We start from the raw sequence: 15,963 nt of genomic DNA on the forward strand, positions 1-15,963 counted from the left end.
AGCTCCCACTGGGTTAGCGGTGTACGCGGACTTTGTGGGAGCCGGCGTTGCCGGCGATGAGGCCCTCAAGACCTGATCATCTCCCGCACCCGCTCCGCCAGTGCCTCCAGGGCGAACGGCTTGGTCAGCACCTGCATCCCCGGCTCCAGTTGGCCTTCGCCGATCGCGGCGGTCTCGGCATAGCCGGTAATGAACAGCACCTTCAGGTCCGGCCTGACCACCCGCCCGGCATCGGCCATCTGCCGGCCATTCATGCCGCCGGGCAGACCGACATCGGTAATCAGCAGGTCGATGTGCACGTCCGAGCGCAACACCTTGAGCCCCGACAGGCTGTCGCCGGCCTCGATCAGGCTGTAGTCGAGGTCGCCGAGCGCATCCATCAGCAGCATGCGCACGCTGGGCTCGTCGTCGACGATCAGAATGGTTTCCCCTGACTCGCTGGGTATCACGGTGCTGGCATCGTCGGCGCGGCTGTCCTCATCGAGCGCGCCGTGATAACGCGGCAGCAGGATCTGCACCGTGGTGCCGCCGCTCGATTCCGAGCTGATGCGCACCTGGCCACCGGACTGCTTGGCGAAGCCGTAGATCATCGACAAGCCCAGCCCGGTGCCCTGGCCGATCGGCTTGGTGGTGAAGAAAGGATCGAAGGCCTTGGCGAGGATGTCCGGGGTCATGCCGATGCCGCTGTCGGCCACCGTTAGCAGTACATACTCGCCTTCGCTGATCTCCTGGGCCCGGGCGCCGTCGGCATCCAGGCTGATATTGGCGGTTTCGATGCGGATACGCCCGCCATCGGGCATGGCATCGCGGGCATTGATGCACAGGTTGAGCAAGGCGTTTTCCAGTTGGCTGGCATCCACCAGGGTTGGCCATAACCCGGGGGCGGCCAGAGTGTCGACGGCGATGCCGGGGCCCACGGTGCGCTGGATCAGCTCGCCCATGCCCTGCATCAGGCGGTTGACGTCCGTGGGCCGCGGGTCGAGGGTCTGGCGCCGGGAAAAGGCGAGCAGGCGATGGGTCAGGGCGGCGGCGCGCTTGACCGCACCCTGTGCGGTCTCCAGGTATTTGTCCAGCTCCTGGATACGGCCCTGGGCGATGCGCGCGGCCATCATTTCCAGGGCGCCGGACACCCCGGCCAGCAGGTTGTTGAAGTCATGGGCGATGCCGCCGGTGAGCTGGCCGACCGCTTCCATCTTCTGCGACTGGCGCAGCTTTTCTTCCGCCTGCATCAGTTCCAGGGTCCGGGCGGCGACCCGCTGCTCCAGGGTTTCATTGAGGCTGCGCAAGGCCGCGATGGCGCGGTCGCGCTCGGCTTCGACCGAGCGCCGTTCCTCGACGTCGATCACCACCCCCGGCAGGCTGGTGGGAGTGCCGCCTTCGTCACGATCGACCCGGCCATTGGCTTCGATCCAGTACCAGCAGCCATCGCTGCGCCGCACCCGGTATTGATGGGCATAGGGCTTGCCGCTGGCGATCACCGCGCCGATGGCCTCGGTCAGGCCGTTGCGGTCGTCCGGGTGCACCGACTGCAGCACCTGCTCCAGGGTCAGGCCCTCGGTGCCCCAGGCCGGGTCCAGTCCGCAGGCGCGGGCGAAGGCGTCGTCGATGGTGAACTGGCCGTTGCCCAGGTCCCAGTGCCAGGTCCCGATGATCGCGCCGGCGGCCAGGGCCAGCTGGACCCTTTCGATGTTCTGTCGGGCCACGGCCTCGCTCAGGCGCAGGCGTTCCTCGGCGTTGCGACGTTCGGTGACGTCGCTGAAGATGATCGCGATCAGGCGCTCGTCCGGCTCGCCGATCTTCACCGCGCGCACATCGAACCAGCGCTTGAACGCCTCGGCGTAGTTCTCGAAGGTCGCCGGCTCCCCGGTTTTCGCCACGTGGCCATAGGTCTGGAACCAGAAGTCCTCCAGGTCCGGGGCGAACTCGGTGACCCATTTGCCGCGCAGATCGACCCCGGCCTGGCGCTCGAAGGCCGGGTTGGCTTCGACGAACTGGTAGTCGATGGGGCGGTCGGCGGCGTCGAACTTGACCTTGACGATGGCAAAGGCCGACTCGACGGTTTCGAGGATGGTGCGGAAACGCTCTTCGCTCTTGCGCAGGGCGACCCTGGCGCTGTGCATGGCGGTGGTTTCAAGAGGCTGGTAATGGGCTGACGGCGGCTCGGGGTCGAGGCCCGCCATCTCCAGGGTCAGGCGCAAACGCAGGACTTCCGCCTCCAGCGCTTCACGGGTCAGGTGCTTCATGCTGTTCCACCGCAGGTTCTTTTCGTTCGTTGTTGCCAGGGGCAGCCGGTTTGGAGTGGCGGGCCTGTCGATACGTTCCGCCTCGACCTGGAGAAACCTTAGCCTGCCGGCTGCACGGATGTTCTAGCACAGGCGTACTGGCAAATGAATATTGCTCAGTGCACTGAGCATTGACCGCGACCGCTCGCGCAGACGGCGATCCTTGCTAGATTCACAGGCGTCAGGCCCATTGCCAAGGAAGTGTCCATGTCTAATTCGTTCCCTCCCCGTGACTGGCGTCGCTGGCTGCCAGGCTTGCAGTTGTTGCGGGGCTATGTGCCGGCCTGGTTGCCCAGGGACCTGTTGGCCGGCCTGGTCCTGACCGCCATGCTGGTGCCGGTGGGTATCGCCTATGCCCAGGCCTCCGGGGTGCCGGGCATCTACGGTCTGTACGCGACCATCGTACCGCTGCTGGCCTACGCGCTGTTCGGTCCCAGCCGGATCCTGGTGCTCGGTCCGGACTCGGCGCTGGTGGCGATCATCCTGGCCGTGGTGCTGCCTTTGTCAGCAGGCGATCCGCTCAAGGCAATCACCCTGGCCAGCGCCATGGCTCTGGTCTCCGGGCTGGTCTGCCTGGGCGCCGGGGTGCTGCGCCTGGGTTTTATCACCGAGTTGCTGTCCAAGCCGATCCGCTACGGCTACATGAACGGCATCGCCCTGACCGTGCTGATCAGCCAGACGCCGAAGCTGTTCGGTATCAGCCTCGACAGCGAAGGCCCGGGGCAGGACATCTGGCACCTGTTCCAGGCCCTGTTCGAGGGCAAGGCCAACGGCTATGCCCTGGCCATCGGCGCCGGCAGCCTGGCGATCATCCTGTTGCTCAAACGCTTCGAGCGGGTGCCGGGGATCCTGATCGCGGTGGTGCTTGCCACGCTCGCTGCGTGGGTGTTCGACCTGGAGGCCGGGCATGGGGTCAAGGTCACCGGTTCGTTGCCCCAGGGCTTGCCGGCTTTCGTCTTTCCGCTGATCGATGCCGTCGACATCCAGGCCGTGCTGGTCGGCGGTTTTGCCGTGGCCTTGGTGTCGTTCGCCGATACCAGCGTACTGTCGCGGACCTATGCGGCGAAAACCCGGACCCCGGTGGATGCCAACCAGGAAATGATCGGCCTGGGCATGGCCAACCTCGCTACCGGGCTGTTCCAGGGCATTCCGGTCAGCAGCAGTTCGTCGCGCACCCCGGTGGCCGAGGCGGCGGGCGCCCGGACCCAACTGGCCGGGGTGTTCGGCGCACTGGGGGTGGCACTGTTGCTGCTGTTCGGTCCCGATCTGCTCCGGCACCTGCCCAGCAGCGCCCTGGCCGCCGTGGTCATCGCCGCGGCCATCGGCCTGTTCGAGTTCAAGGACCTGCGGCGCATCTACCGCATCCAGCAGTGGGAGTTCTGGTTGTCGATGACCTGCTTCGTCGGCGTGGTGGTGCTCGGGGCGGTTCCGGGGATCGGGCTGGCGGTGGTGATAGCAGTCATCGAGTTTCTCTGGGACGGCTGGCGCCCGCATTACGCGGTGCTCGGGCGGGTGGCGGGGATTCGCGGCTATCACGATATCAGCCGCTACCCCGATGCCCGCCGGGTGCCGGGGCTGGTGTTGTTCCGCTGGGATGCGCCGCTGTTCTTCGCCAATGCCGAGCTGTTCCAGAACTGCGTGCTGGAGGCGGTGGCAAAGGCGCCGGACAAGGTGCGGCGGATCGTGATCGCGGCGGAGCCGGTGACCAGCGTGGACGTGACCTCGGCGGACATGTTGATCGAACTGGAGCAGATCCTGCGTGGGCAGGGGGTTGAGTTGCGTTTTGCCGAGGTGAAGGACCCGGTCAAGGACAAGCTGGAGCGGCTGGAGGTGCTGGCGCGGATTGGCCGGGGGGTGTTCCAGCCAACGGTGGGGGCGGCGGTGGATGTGTATCTGGAGCAACACCAGGTCGACTGGACGCCTTGATCACTCTAGCTGCGGGACCACCGCGATCTTGCCTTCAATTTTGCGGTTGACGCACCGGTGCCTGGATTGGTTCCAGGAAAACCGCGAGCGACACTCGGCGTCATGCAGTTGAACCCGCGCCTGGCGAGCGGACTTCACCGCACAGAGCGAGGAGTGCGACGATGAACGCGAGCAATGAGTCGGTGTGGTTGGCGAGTGTGGGGAGGTTAGTTGATGGACGCCTGGTTCTACAGTCCGGACAGTGTCTGCGCTCGCGTGTGTTTTGTTTGGTTGCTATTCACTTCCAATAGTTGAGGGTTGTAATAGGTGTATAGCTTTCTCCGTAAAGTTGTACAGATCGTGCGCTCGGGTATAACTTTATTTCCACCGGTCAGAATCGGAGAATATTTGCGCGATAACTTTCCAGGCTGACAGGAAGAGGGACTAAGGTGTCGTCTGACTAAACGTTTCCGGAGAGCAGCGATGAGAATTCGCGGAGAAGTATTCTGGTCATGGGCAGACGCCAGCCTGCACCACCGCTCCTACGATGAAATACTCGCCGATGGCAGCAGTATCGATGTGCAGGTCAGGCTATCGCGGACTGGCAGCACACAGTTGTTCATTGGCCTCTACGCTGACGATGGTCGGGCCCTGCACGAGGAGGCTTTCGATTCACGGCCTGGAGAATCCATGTCCAAGGCCCTGGCCCTGGGCGTCGTGCAAGCCAGGCGCCAGGCATCGCGGCTGGTCCGCGACGGCAGGGGTGTGAATGTCGGAATGAAAGGGTGAGTGGAGAGCCTGGCCTGCCGCAGGACTCTCCTTGCAGCGCTCAATACGCCATGATTTCAAGGGCCTATGATGCGGATATCGGATATCCCCAGTTCCTGTACCGCCCGCAGGTGCTTCTCCTTCGATAACTGGCCGAGGCTACGCGGAGTGATCACCTGGTTGAACGGTAGATGCAGGCGCAGCAGGGCCACCACCGCATCGTCCAACGACAGGGCATTCCTCGGCGTCTCGCAGCACCAGGTCCGCTGTACACCCTTGAGTGAATATTCGATCTGGAACCTCATGGTTTCCACCCTCTCGTTTCAATCCGCTATCTGGCTGGCATCGGAAGACTGCTTCGGATCCGCGGGTGGCGGCTGGAAGGCCGGTCCGTCGCCCGCCAGTCGCCAGCGCACGTTTTCGAGGCCGTAGCGCTCCGCCATCGGCTTGCTGACTTTCTTGACCTTCTGCTGGCCGAAGCGTGGAATGATGCCTATTCCTGCATCGCAACTTGCCCAATGCCAGGCCTCGGCGTTATCCATGCGTTCCAGCCTGATGATGAAAGTGCGATGTTCGCCGCGCAGTTCATAGTCGATTACATAGAGTTGGGGTCCCTTCATGGCGATCTCCTTCATCAGATACCGGATGAATGGAGAGTTGCCACTCGGAAAAATTCAATTCAATTGAATGAATGGAAAATGTCGTAGTTTATTTACATTCTTTACATATTGACGTGGATCAACATGAGACGGTTGGCAAGGCAACTTGGCTGCGCATTGCTGCCCAGGTCTGCTCGTCCGCCGGGATCAGGTGTTCAATGCGCAGCGACGCCACGCTGATGTCCAGGGGCATGCCGAAGGTGGTGAAGGTGGAAAGGAATGTCAGCTCGCCATCCGCCGTGCGCACGCGGGTCAGGATCAATGGCGAAGGCTCGTCGTCCTGCGGCAGGGCTTCGGGTGTCGGCAGATCCTGCAGGCGCCGGGCGAGGCCGGGATTGCCCAGGGCTTCGCGGTTCGCCCGCTGCCAGGTGAGCGCACGGATCTGTGCTGCATTGACCAGATGGTCGCCAAGGCCACCGGGGCGTAGCAGGGTCTCCAGCAGGTTGAGGCCTTGCGTATCGGCCACCGGCTCGCCGGTCATTGCCACCAGGCGCATGGCGCCGGCGTTGGTGGCGATGATGTTCCAGTCGCTATCGAGGGCTATCGCCGGGGCCGGGTCCTGGGCGCGAAGCAGATGCTCGATGGCACGGTGGATCATCTCCAGCGCCGGGGTGTCCAGGGCCGAGGCCTGGTAGCGCGGCGCATAACCGGCAGCGAGAAAGACCTCGTTGCACTGCTCCAGCGGCACATCCAGCGCCGACAGCAGGGCATGCAAGGTGCCGGGCCCGGCCTTGGCACGGCCGGTCTCGATGCAACTGAGGTGACGCTGGGAAATGCCGCAGGCCAGGGACAAGCCAAGCTGGCTCAGCCCGGCTTGCCGGCGCAACTGGCGCAGATGCTGACCGGCATGGGTGGCCGGGCTCAGAGTATGGAAAGGGCGTGGGCTCATGGCGCGACGGTGACGGTCCTTGTGCGGGGCGTCCATGACCTGGGAGGTCATTGAGGGACGGCTCACCCTATCACTACATTGACGGCATTCCCAATCAGGAGGGCTGGAGATGGCTGTTCGTATCGGGGCGCTCGCCCTGTTCATCGTGCTTGCGCTGTACACCACCTGGACCATGGCGATCGCCGAGCAATCGTTGCTGGCGTTCGGCATGCAGCTGCTGTCGCGGCCGGATACTGCGCAGGTGGTGATCGATCTGTACCTGATGGCGGGGCTGGCCGGGGCGTGGATGGTCAGGGATGTGCGCTTGCGCGGTGGCAGCCGGTGGAGTGCCGTGCCCTGGCTGGTGCTGACGGCGGTGTTCGTGTCGTTGGGGCCGTTGTTGTATATCGCAGTGCGGGGGTTGCGTTGGGAGGGTTAGCCTGGCGGTGGTGTGGACAGGCTTCTACGCTGTGAGCGGCATTGGCCTTATTGGAGTTTTCAGCATGAAATCAGCACTTCTGTTCTCCCTCTTCCTTGCGTGCGGTGTCAATGGTTCGGTGCAGGCCAAGGACACCGTGACCCAGGTGCCGGTGCACTTCGCCAAGGGGGCGTCGAGTGCGGAACTCAAGGGGCGCTTCAGTGGTTATGACAGCGTCCGCTACACCCTCGGCGCCAAGGCCGGGCAGAGCATGACGGTGCGGATCCAGGGCAGTCGCAATGCCAACTTCAATGTCTTCGCGCCCGGGGCGTCGACGGCCCTGGGTGGCGGGAGTGTCGGCAGTGACTGGAGTGCGGTGTTGCCGGACTCGGGGGAGTACCGGATCGAGGTGTACCAGATGCGGGCCTCGGCGCGGCGGGGGGAGAAGGTCGAGTACAGCATCGAGTTCAGGGTGAAGTGATCGATATGTCGACACGGACTCTGTGGGGGTTCACCCGTGATTGCAATAGTGGCCGCACCACCGCAATCGCTGGCAAGCCAGCTCCCACAGTGACCGCGTCGTGCCCGGATCTGATGATCGACTCAGGACCCTGTGGAAGCTGGCTTGCCAGCGATTGCGATAGTGGTCTCACCACAGTCGCGAGTACGACAGTTAACGCCTCTCCCACTCCGCAGCCCGCTCAAACGCATACGCCGCCCGATAAATCTGCCCCTCGGCAAAATACCGGCCCACCAACTGCATCCCCACCGGCAACCCCTCCCGGCAAGCACAGGGAATCGACATCGCCGGATGCCCGGTGGCGTCGAAGCCGCAGGTGTTGCCCAGCATCTCGAAGGCCCGGTCGAGCACCTCCGGCATGGGCGCATCGGCAGCCGGCAGGGGCGTCGCACGCAGGGGCAGGGTCGGCATCAGCAGCAGGTCGTAGTCCTCGAACAGCCCGTCATAGGCCAGGCGCAGTTGCCGGGCGAGGTTCTGCGCCTTGCCGTAGTAGCGGCCGCCGTAGTTGCGGTTGACGTACTCGCCCAGCAGCAGGGTGACTTTGACCGTGTCCGGCAATTGGTCGGCGCGTTCGCGCCAGCGCGCGTGGTGCTCCATCATCCCGGTGAGGTACAGCCCGCGCCAGTTGAGGCCATGGCTGTCGCCCTTCATCATCTGCCCGGTAGCACCCTCGGCGGCGATCGCCAGCCAGATGGCAGGACCCAGGCCATGCATCGGCAACGACACGTCCGCAACCGTAGCCCCCAGCCCACGGAACACCTCGGCCGCTGCGCGCACGGCGTCATCCACCTCGGCTTCGGAATTGGCCTGCCCGAAACCCTCGCGCAAAACGCCGATGCGCATGCCCGCGACACCCTGCTCCAGGTCTTGCAGATAACGCCGCTCCGAAGGCACCGCAACTTGCCTCGGGTCCAGCCCGTCCGGGCCGGCCAAGACTTCGAGCAGCAGCGCATTGTCACGCACGTTGGCGGTGATCGGCCCGAGGTGGTCGAGGGTCGCTTCGATCGGCATCGCTCCGGTGTAGGGCACCAGGCCATGGGTCGGTTTCATCCCGTACACGCCGCAGTACGCCGAAGGAATGCGCACCGAGCCGCCCTGGTCGCTGCCCAGGGCCATTTCCACTTCGCCGGCCGCCACCAGCGCCGCCGATCCGGACGAAGAGCCGCCGGCGGAATAGCCATGCCGCCGGGGGTTGTGCACCGGCCCGCTGGCCGAGGTATGCGAGCCACCAGAGAAGCACAGCGCTTCGCAGACGGACTTGCCGGTGATGGTCGCGCCGGCATCGAGCAGGCGGCTGACCACCGTGGCGTCCACCTCCGGGACATAACCGTCGAGGGTGACGCTGCCGTTGAACATCGGTAGCCCGGCGACGGCAATGTTGTCCTTGACCACCACCCGCTTGCCCGCCAGCGGGCCGTTCGCGGCGCCCTGGATCAGCGACTTGCATTGCCAGGCACCGAGGGCATTTTCAGCGGCTTCCGGCCTGTGTACCGGGCCACGGGGATAACGCACCTCGGGGAGGAAGTCGGGCAGTTCGTCGAGCAGGTCATAGGCATCGAAGTTGGCCTGCAGCGCGCTCTGGCAGGCATCCAGTTGTGCAGCGCTCAAGGTCAGGCCGAGGCTTTCGGCGATCTGGCCCAGTTCATTGAAGTCGGGTCTGCGTAGGGTCATCTTGAAGTGTCCTCGGGAAAGTGGCTGTTGGTCAGGCCGGGAGCAGGTAGCCGCCGAAGAGATCGACCACTACCGTGCCGCTGTCGGCGGCATCGCCCCACAACTCTTCGGTAGTGAACTGAACGTGGTAGGTCGGCTCCGGCGCGCTGTCCAGGCCATGCCCGACCGCATCGGGGAAGGGCCAGGCATGGGTGGTACGGTGCAGCACCACGCCGCGCTTGCCGCGGACATAACCCGGCATGCGGATATGTCCGTCGACGAATTCGTCGCGCACTTGCACCTGCTCACCGACCTCGAACGGTTTGCGCGGCGGGTTTGCTGCCCGCCCCGGGCCGATCGACAAGGCGAGGGGATAGCTGCCACCGGCCAGTTGCGCCAGGCGCTCCCGGCTCAGCAGGCCTTTTTCGACGAACAGCGAGGCGGTGCCCACCACGATCCGGTCGTAGTAGCTGGAGGTCAGGTACTGCCGGGGCTCCATGCGTTCGATCGCATGGCGCAGTTCGTCGACATTGAACAGGCCCAGTTCCCCCGCACCGAGAAACAGCAGGCTGTAGCCCAGGTGTTCCCAGTCTTCGTGGAACACCGGCTTGTAGCTCAGGGAGTTGGCCGTGTGCGCGACCGGCCCGAAACCTTGCAGGCCGCCAAGATCATGGATGCCGTCCATTACGCTCGCCCTCCGCTGATGTCGGGGCGGGCAATACCGATGAGCACGTCCTTGGTCACCAGTGCAGCGAGGGCTTCCTCGCTCCAGCCTTCGGTGCCCGTAGGGCGCACGGGGAGGACCATGTAGCGGGTTTCGGCGGTGGTGTCCCAGACCCGGATCGCCACGTCCTCGGGCAGGTCGAGGCCCATTTCCCGCAGCACCGTGCGGGCCTCGCGCACCACCCGGGCGCGGTATTCGAAGCTCTTGTACCAGTCGGGTGGCAGGCCGAGCACCGGCCAGGCGGTGCACGAGCACAGGGTGCAGACGATGACGTTCTGCAGGGTCGGGGTGTTTTCCAGGGCGACGATGTATTCGCCCTGCACGCCGGTGTAACCGAACTGCTCGCAGGCGGCGGTGCCGTCGCGCAGCAGCAGTTCGCGGTAGGCCGGGTCGACCCAGGCCCGGGCCACCACGCGGGCGCCGTTGGCCGGGTCGAAGTCGGTTTCCATGACCTCGGTGAAGTGTTCGATATAGCCGTCCGGGATCACCCCTTTTTCGGCCAGGGCGTGCTTGAGGGCGTAGGCGCGTTCGGCGGCGGAGCCCGCCGGGGCATGCTTGTGGTCCATGTCGTTCTCCTCGTGCTCAGACGCCGGCCATCAGGCCGGTGCCGGGATGGCAGTTGATGTAGTCGTAGTGCTGGTCCTGGGCGCGCAGCACGCTGACCTCGTGATAGCCCTTCCACTTCAGCTGGCCGCCCAGGGTCTGGACCATGCGCATGAAGGTGCCGAAGATCTCGATATGGGTCGGGTGCGACTCGGACCAGCGCTCCAGCGCGGACATCGAGCGCCAGTGGCTGACCGAGAAACGCTTCTCCATGGGCTGGCCATGGGCGTCGATATGCTGCACGTAGCGGTTGCTGTAGCAGCCCACCGGCAGGCCCTGGTCGCGCAGGAAGTCCATGCCGGCGCGCAGCACCGGTTCCATTTCACCGAGGTAGAGCTGGCGTTCCTGGCCCTCGGTTTCGCTCCAGTCCTGGCCGGAGCGGATCACCACCAGGTTTTCATGGCCGCAGACCCGGACCCGCTGCGTGCTGCGCTCGGCCTTGAGTTCACCGGACGCGGCCATGCCATCGGTCTGCGACAGCGGAACCCGGTCACGCATCGAACCCCAATAGCCGTGCTCCTGGATCTCGCCGCTGCGCTCGCCCATCGCCAGGCCGACGCCTTCCATGCCTTCGGGCATGGCGTAGAGGGTTTCGAAGCGCTCGACGCCGGGGCTGATGATTTCGCGGAAGAAGCCCAGGCCCTGATGCCCGGTCTCCTTGCCCGACCACCAGGCCTCGACGGTCTCGTCGCGCTGCCAGCGGGCGAAGGTGGCGGGGTTGTCCCAGTAGGCGATGACGAACAGGTTGTCGTAGCCGCTGGCATCCTGGTAATGGGCCATGTCGTGGTAACGCGGGCCGGCGCCGTGTTCCAGGCTCTGGACGATCTGGCGCAGGGCGGCGCAGGCGGCGCCGAGCTGGCTTTCGCCCTTGCTCTGCACGCCCAGGTAGGCCATCACGTAGCGGGTGATCGCAGGATCTGCCCGGCCGACCCAGGCGGGGAAGGGCGGGGTGTAGTCGTCTTCGATGCGTCGCGCGCGCAGGCGCGGGCACAGCAGGTGCTTGTCGATTGCCGATTCCATGGGAGCCTCCAGGTGTTGTCGTTGTTGTTATGGATGGGCGCTAGAAGATGTGCGCGTAGCGCAGGTTCAGGCGGAAGTCCTCGCGCGGCCCGTTGTCCACGGCGAGGTCACGGCCCAGTTGCAACTGCAGCTGGTCCTTGGGCGTGAAGAAGTGGCTGGCGGTGAAGCGCAGGTTGGTGCTGCGCTGGCAGTCATCGCGGTCAACCCCGTCCACCCGGGTCTCACCGCCCCACAGCTGGCCGATGCCCACGCCCAGGCTGGTGGCCGGCTCGGGCATGTAGCGGCCCATGATCTGGGCGCCGTAGGAGGTTTTCTGCTTCAGGGTGGCCGATGCGGGGCCGAAGTCGTCGTTGTCGCCATACCAGATGACATCGCCGATCAGGTCCATCGCCCACTTCTCGCCGAAGTGCTTGATATAGGCGCCCTGGAAATCCACCTTCCAGCGGTTTTCGCCAAGGTTCAGGGCATCGTCGCGGTCGTAGTTGCCGGTCGGCACGTACAGGTAGGCGTTGGCGCTGAGGGTGTCGCGGGCCTCGTTGAGCAGCAGCTTGATCGGCGCGGTGAGGATCAGGTCGCCGACCCCGCTGGCATCGCCGAGGGCCGAGGCATCGCCATTGCCGGAGACATGGCCGAAGGGCAGGAGGAACTGCGGATCGACGGTGATCCGTTCACTCAGTTGAAAGACGTGGAGCAGACGCAGGATGCCGATATCCGAGGTCAGATTGAAGTCGGAACTGGCCGACCGACCGTCGCTGCGCAGCGCGTCGGTAGTCGCATGCTGGTAGTAGAGCAGGCCGATGGTCGCGCCGCCGGGGAACTGCTCGTAGTCGCCGGGGGCGACTTCCGCCGCCAGGCTGGAGAACGATACGCCGATCAGGATCAGGCCGGCGATCACGCTGTGTTTCAGCTCGCAAAGCAAAGGTCTTGTTGTTTTCATGGGCTTGCCTTGGGTGGAGAGGGACGGGTGACCGGCCTGGTCGCTGACGCTCGACGTCCTCGCTGTCGTGGCTCAAGGATGAAACGCTGTGCCCACGGGTTCTTGGCTGAAAGAGAACCAGCATTTGCTCCGGACGGCCCTTGCGTCGGGACTGCTGGAATGCCTGCCGGGGCTGGTGTATGAATGGAAACCGGGCCTCAGAGGCCATGGATCCATCCTGAAAAGATCAATAACAGGGGTGCATCGCGATGATCGAACCACCACGGGCACAAGCGCCGGCCAACTGGGCGAGCGAACGGATCGAGCTGGCGACCCTCGGCCATTCCTTTCACGACCGTGTGGACTATTGGCGGGAGATGATCCTGCGCCTGTTCGCCGACGTTGAAATCGGCGCGCTGCCCGACCCGGCGTTCCATGGCCGGGTGCGTTCGCAGAAATGCGAGGCATTGCGGGTCAGCGAGGTCGGCGCCTCGGCCCAGGCGGTCAATCGGCGCCATCTGAATCCGCGTTGCCGCGAGGAAGACAAGTATTTTGCGGTGCTGATGCTCGATGGTCAGGAGTCCCTGGCCCAGGGGGACAACCGGGCACGGATCGGGCCGGGGGAGTTCGCCATCTACGACGCCACCCGGCCGCACCAGTTGAGCTTCGACGGTGACTGGCGGCAGATCATCATCAGCATCCCGCGTACCAGCCTGAACCAGTTGGTGGTGGACATGGAATGTCGGACCGCGACCCGGGTCTCCCTGGATAACCCCAGCGGGCGGGTGTTGCGTGCTTTCCTCGAGACCCTGTGCGGGCAGGTCGGGCAGTTCAGCGCCCAGGAAATGGCGCGCCTGGCGGAGTCTGCCACCCAGTTGATCGCCCTGACCCTGGGCAACCTGCAGCCGCTGGATGGCGATCAGTCACGCTCGCAGATGCTGACCCTCACCCGGGTCAAGGTCTATATCAATGACAACCTGCGCGATCCCGCGCTGAGTGCCCGGCAGGTCGCCCAGGCCATGGGGCTGTCCACCCGCTATATCGCCAAGCTGTTCGAGCGCGAGGGCAGTTCGCTGATGCGCTATGTGTTGCGCCGACGCCTGGAGCGCTGTGCCGGGGAGCTGGAGAACCCGTTGCTGGCGGCCCAGCGAATTTCCGATGTGGCGTTTCGCTGGGGGTTCAATGACCTCTCGCATTTCAGCCGGGTGTTTCGCGAATGCCACGGGCAAAGCCCGCGGGAGTGGAAAGAGGAACGACTCTCGGCATCCCTACGCCTGTAGGAGCGTGGCTTGCCCGCGAAGGACCGCGCAGCGGTCCCAAATTTGTATGGTTGGCACTAATTTGGGACCGCTGCGCGGTCCTTCGCGGGCAAGCCACGCTCCTACTGGTCCAGTGTCGATACCCGTGCTTTGAACCCTCGTCACACCCGCTATGCCGCCATTCCACCTAATCCGCCGTATCCCGCTCGCTTAACGTAGTCAGCAGGGCCGCCCCCGAGTGCGACCCATGACAACAACAAGCGTGCAACCGAGGTACGAGCCGATGCGTGGTGAACGAGAAGAGAGCAACAACAGGCTGGGAACCGGCCTGAAAACCAGACAGGTGACGATGATCTCCATTGGCGGGGTGATCGGCGCCGGGCTGTTCGTGGGTTCGAGCAACGCCATCGCGGCGGCCGGGCCGGCGGTGCTGGTGGCGTACGTGATCGCCGCGGCGATCGTGGTGCTGGTGATGCAGATGCTCGGCGAGATGGCCACGGCGCGGCCGGACACCGGGTCGTTTTCCTCCTATGCCGACCAGGCCATCGGCCGTTGGGCCGGGTTTTCCATCGGCTGGCTGTACTGGTGGTTCTACGTGCTGGTGATCGCCATCGAGGCCATCGTCGCCGGCAATATCCTCGGTGACTGGCTGGGCCTGCCGCACTGGCTGACGGCCTTCGCCATCACCGGCGTGCTGATCTTCTGCAACAGCCTCAGCGTCGGCTCGTTCGGCACCCTGGAGTACTGGCTGTCGCTGTTCAAGGTGGTGTCGATCGTCGGCTTTATCGTGCTCGGGGTGCTGGCCATTCTTGGCCTGATGCCCGGCTCGTCCACCAGCGGCATCAGCAACCTGTGGGCCAACGGCGGCTTCGCGCCCAAGGGCAACGTGGCCATCGTCGCCGCCTTGCTCACGGCGATGTTCAGCTTCCAGGGCAGCGAGGTGGTGACCATCGCCGCGGCCGAATCCCGCGACCCGAAAGCCAATATCAAGAAGGCCATCCGCGCCGTGGTCTGGCGCCTGGGCCTGTTCTACCTCGGCTCGATGTTCGTGGTGGTGTGCCTGATCCCGTGGAATGCCCCGGGCCTGGCCCAGGGTTCGTACCAGGCGGTGCTGATGGCGATGAACATCCCCTGGGCGCCGGGGATCATGAGCATCGTGGTGCTGGTGGCGGTGACCAGTTGCCTGAACTCGGCGATCTACACCGCCTCGCGCATGGCCTGGTCGCTGGCCCGGCGTGGTGACGCGCCGCAGGCGGTCTCGCGGACCACGGCCAAGGGCGTGCCGCTGCTGGCAGTGGCGCTGACCTCGGTCGCCGCACTGATCGCCCTGGCGGCCAACTACCTGCTGCCGGCCCAGGTGTTCCAGTTCCTCCTCGCCACCAGCGGCGCCCTGGCCCTGCTGATGTACCTGGTGATCGCCGTGACCCAGCTGTGCATGCGCCGAAAATTGCTGGCCATGGGCAAGACCCTGGAAGTGCGCATGTGGCTGTTCCCCTGGCTGACCCTGCTGACCATCGCCTTCATCGTCGCGGTGTTCGCGGTGATGGCGGCGTTCCCCGGGCAACGCGCGGAGCTGCTCAGCACCCTGGGCCTGACCGCCATCCTGATCAGCATCGGCGTGTATCTGCAGAAGAGCCAGCCGGCCCTGTCCGCGCAGCGTAGTGCCTGGCAGCCCGAAGCCCCGGCAGCCGCCTGACAGCCATGACCGCAGGTCACAGCAGCTATGCCGGTGACCTGCTTTTTCCCGCTGACACGCGGTTCTAACCTGACGTCAATCCGGCCCATCGCAGGCCGGCCATTCGAAACCTGATGTGGAAATCCCAATGAGCGTAGTGCGCAAACCCGATGAACTGGCTATCCCCTACCAACTGCCGCAGGTGCCGTTCATGTCCCCGGACATGGTCCACCCGGGCGTGCTCGGCAAGTGGCTCGAAGACGACCAGCTGTGGGTCCCGGTGACCGCCTCGGTCTCCTTCAAACCGCTGCTGCTGAGCGTGTCCGGCGGCTACTACATCAACCTGCTGCGGGTTCGCCAGAGCGGCGTGCTGTCCCGTCACCGCCATACCGGCGGCGTCCATGCCCTGGTACTCAAGGGCCGCTGGTTCTACCTGGAGCACGACTGGATCGCCGAGGAAGGTTCCTTCGCCTTCGAGCCGCCGGGAGAGACCCACACACTTTTCGTTCCGGAGGATGTCGAAGAGATGATCACCTGGTTCCACGTCCAGGGCGGCTATACCTATGTCGATCCGCAAGGCGTCGCCGTGGGCTACGAGGACGTGTTCACCAAGCTGGAAACCGCCCGGGCGCACTACAAGTCCCTCGGTTTGCCTGACGACTACATCGAGCAGTTCATCCGCTGACCGCGCCGGTC

16 protein-coding genes are annotated in these 15,963 nt (G+C 64.8%); 7 read left to right on the plus strand and 9 right to left on the minus strand.

Features of this window, described 5'->3' with window-relative positions; translation table 11 throughout:
- Positions 1–65: 65 nt before the first annotated feature.
- Positions 66–2,120 carry an ATP-binding protein gene (locus PSEMO_RS23865; protein WP_372239141.1) on the minus strand — a complete coding sequence of 685 codons (2,055 nt, stop codon included), beginning with the start codon at positions 2,118–2,120 and terminating at the stop codon, positions 66–68.
- A gap of 369 nt (positions 2,121–2,489) precedes the next feature.
- Here PSEMO_RS23865 and PSEMO_RS23870 point away from each other — a divergent pair, with 369 nt between their 5' ends.
- Together PSEMO_RS23870 and PSEMO_RS23875 are read left to right on the plus strand one after the other, a co-directional pair.
- Positions 2,490–4,208, plus strand: a complete 1,719-nt coding sequence (locus PSEMO_RS23870) for a SulP family inorganic anion transporter (protein WP_075805410.1) — start codon at positions 2,490–2,492, stop codon at positions 4,206–4,208.
- Positions 4,209–4,670: 462 nt separating this feature from the next.
- Positions 4,671–4,976, plus strand: a complete 306-nt coding sequence (locus PSEMO_RS23875) for a hypothetical protein (protein ID WP_075805411.1) — start codon at positions 4,671–4,673, stop codon at positions 4,974–4,976.
- Between the two features lie 56 nt (positions 4,977–5,032).
- Here PSEMO_RS23875 and PSEMO_RS23880 read toward each other — a convergent pair whose 3' ends face one another.
- The 3 genes from PSEMO_RS23880 to PSEMO_RS23890 form a co-directional block, all read right to left on the minus strand.
- Positions 5,033–5,260 carry a hypothetical protein gene (locus PSEMO_RS23880; protein WP_075805607.1) on the minus strand — a complete coding sequence of 76 codons (228 nt, stop codon included), beginning with the start codon at positions 5,258–5,260 and terminating at the stop codon, positions 5,033–5,035.
- An 18-nt stretch (positions 5,261–5,278) separates the two neighbouring features.
- Positions 5,279–5,575: a DUF6555 family protein gene (locus tag PSEMO_RS23885; protein ID WP_075805412.1), complete on the minus strand. Its 297-nt coding sequence runs from the start codon at positions 5,573–5,575 to the stop codon at positions 5,279–5,281.
- A 118-nt stretch (positions 5,576–5,693) separates the two neighbouring features.
- Positions 5,694–6,503: a helix-turn-helix domain-containing protein gene (locus tag PSEMO_RS23890; RefSeq protein WP_075805608.1), complete on the minus strand. Its 810-nt coding sequence runs from the start codon at positions 6,501–6,503 to the stop codon at positions 5,694–5,696.
- A gap of 109 nt (positions 6,504–6,612) precedes the next feature.
- On the opposite strand from PSEMO_RS23890, the gene PSEMO_RS23895 reads away from it, so the two are divergent.
- Both PSEMO_RS23895 and PSEMO_RS23900 read left to right on the plus strand, forming a co-directional pair.
- Positions 6,613–6,921 (plus strand): DUF2834 domain-containing protein, encoded by a 309-nt coding sequence (locus tag PSEMO_RS23895; protein ID WP_075805413.1) that lies wholly within the window; start codon positions 6,613–6,615, stop codon positions 6,919–6,921.
- Positions 6,922–6,985: 64 nt separating this feature from the next.
- A complete protein-coding gene (locus PSEMO_RS23900; protein WP_075805414.1) occupies positions 6,986–7,381 on the plus strand; it encodes a g-type lysozyme inhibitor in 396 nt (131 codons plus the stop codon).
- A gap of 192 nt (positions 7,382–7,573) precedes the next feature.
- Here the strand turns inward: PSEMO_RS23900 and PSEMO_RS23905 are convergent, their stop codons facing one another.
- The 5 genes from PSEMO_RS23905 to PSEMO_RS23925 are packed head-to-tail and all read right to left on the minus strand — an operon-like array spanning position 7,574 to position 12,354.
- A complete protein-coding gene (locus tag PSEMO_RS23905; RefSeq protein WP_075805415.1) occupies positions 7,574–9,091 on the minus strand; it encodes an amidase in 1,518 nt (505 codons plus the stop codon).
- A 31-nt stretch (positions 9,092–9,122) separates the two neighbouring features.
- The gene (nthB, locus tag PSEMO_RS23910; RefSeq protein WP_075805416.1) at positions 9,123–9,755 is read right to left on the minus strand and encodes a nitrile hydratase subunit beta; all 633 of its coding nucleotides are present in this window, start codon (positions 9,753–9,755) and stop codon (positions 9,123–9,125) included.
- A complete protein-coding gene (gene nthA, locus PSEMO_RS23915; RefSeq protein ID WP_075805417.1) occupies positions 9,755–10,360 on the minus strand; it encodes a nitrile hydratase subunit alpha in 606 nt (201 codons plus the stop codon). The genes nthB and nthA overlap by 1 nt, the downstream gene beginning before the upstream one ends.
- Positions 10,361–10,376: 16 nt before the next feature.
- A complete protein-coding gene (locus PSEMO_RS23920; protein ID WP_075805418.1) occupies positions 10,377–11,417 on the minus strand; it encodes a phenylacetaldoxime dehydratase family protein in 1,041 nt (346 codons plus the stop codon).
- A gap of 40 nt (positions 11,418–11,457) precedes the next feature.
- Positions 11,458–12,354, minus strand: coding sequence for a transporter (locus tag PSEMO_RS23925; RefSeq protein WP_081430326.1), 897 nt, complete (start codon positions 12,352–12,354; stop codon positions 11,458–11,460).
- A 248-nt stretch (positions 12,355–12,602) separates the two neighbouring features.
- On the opposite strand from PSEMO_RS23925, the gene PSEMO_RS23930 reads away from it, so the two are divergent.
- The 3 genes from PSEMO_RS23930 (at position 12,603) to PSEMO_RS23940 (ending at position 15,952) form a co-directional block, all read left to right on the plus strand.
- On the plus strand, positions 12,603–13,613 hold the full coding sequence (locus tag PSEMO_RS23930) for an AraC-like ligand-binding domain-containing protein (RefSeq protein ID WP_256721187.1): 1,011 nt from the start codon (positions 12,603–12,605) through the stop codon (positions 13,611–13,613).
- Between the two features lie 262 nt (positions 13,614–13,875).
- Positions 13,876–15,288, plus strand: a complete 1,413-nt coding sequence (locus PSEMO_RS23935) for an amino acid permease (RefSeq protein WP_075805419.1) — start codon at positions 13,876–13,878, stop codon at positions 15,286–15,288.
- 127 nt (positions 15,289–15,415) lie between these two features.
- A complete protein-coding gene (locus PSEMO_RS23940; RefSeq protein WP_075805420.1) occupies positions 15,416–15,952 on the plus strand; it encodes a 2,4'-dihydroxyacetophenone dioxygenase family protein in 537 nt (178 codons plus the stop codon).
- Positions 15,953–15,963: the final 11 nt, after the last annotated feature.

It is taken from the genome of Pseudomonas putida, assembly GCF_001941965.1.
In the GTDB taxonomy this organism is placed as follows: Bacteria; Pseudomonadota; Gammaproteobacteria; order Pseudomonadales; family Pseudomonadaceae; genus Aquipseudomonas; species Aquipseudomonas putida_L.

Bases quoted from the DNA above. Each gene is read 5' to 3' on its own strand.
- PSEMO_RS23900 (WP_075805414.1), top strand. From the start codon at position 6,986: ATGAAATCAGCACTTCTGTTCTCCCTCTTCCTTGCGTGCGGTGTCAAT.
- PSEMO_RS23940 (WP_075805420.1), top strand. From the start codon at position 15,416: ATGAGCGTAGTGCGCAAACCCGATGAACTGGCTATCCCCTACCAACTG.
- nthB (WP_075805416.1), bottom strand. From the start codon at position 9,755: ATGGACGGCATCCATGATCTTGGCGGCCTGCAAGGTTTCGGGCCGGTC.
- PSEMO_RS23895 (WP_075805413.1), top strand. From the start codon at position 6,613: ATGGCTGTTCGTATCGGGGCGCTCGCCCTGTTCATCGTGCTTGCGCTG.
- PSEMO_RS23935 (WP_075805419.1), top strand. From the start codon at position 13,876: ATGCGTGGTGAACGAGAAGAGAGCAACAACAGGCTGGGAACCGGCCTG.
- PSEMO_RS23885 (WP_075805412.1), bottom strand. From the start codon at position 5,575: ATGAAGGGACCCCAACTCTATGTAATCGACTATGAACTGCGCGGCGAA.
- nthA (WP_075805417.1), bottom strand. From the start codon at position 10,360: ATGGACCACAAGCATGCCCCGGCGGGCTCCGCCGCCGAACGCGCCTAC.
- PSEMO_RS23890 (WP_075805608.1), bottom strand. From the start codon at position 6,503: ATGAGCCCACGCCCTTTCCATACTCTGAGCCCGGCCACCCATGCCGGT.
- PSEMO_RS23870 (WP_075805410.1), top strand. From the start codon at position 2,490: ATGTCTAATTCGTTCCCTCCCCGTGACTGGCGTCGCTGGCTGCCAGGC.
- PSEMO_RS23930 (WP_256721187.1), top strand. From the start codon at position 12,603: ATGATCGAACCACCACGGGCACAAGCGCCGGCCAACTGGGCGAGCGAA.
- PSEMO_RS23920 (WP_075805418.1), bottom strand. From the start codon at position 11,417: ATGGAATCGGCAATCGACAAGCACCTGCTGTGCCCGCGCCTGCGCGCG.
- PSEMO_RS23925 (WP_081430326.1), bottom strand. From the start codon at position 12,354: ATGAAAACAACAAGACCTTTGCTTTGCGAGCTGAAACACAGCGTGATC.
- PSEMO_RS23905 (WP_075805415.1), bottom strand. From the start codon at position 9,091: ATGACCCTACGCAGACCCGACTTCAATGAACTGGGCCAGATCGCCGAA.
- PSEMO_RS23875 (WP_075805411.1), top strand. From the start codon at position 4,671: ATGAGAATTCGCGGAGAAGTATTCTGGTCATGGGCAGACGCCAGCCTG.
- PSEMO_RS23880 (WP_075805607.1), bottom strand. From the start codon at position 5,260: ATGAGGTTCCAGATCGAATATTCACTCAAGGGTGTACAGCGGACCTGG.
- PSEMO_RS23865 (WP_372239141.1), bottom strand. From the start codon at position 2,120: ATGCACAGCGCCAGGGTCGCCCTGCGCAAGAGCGAAGAGCGTTTCCGC.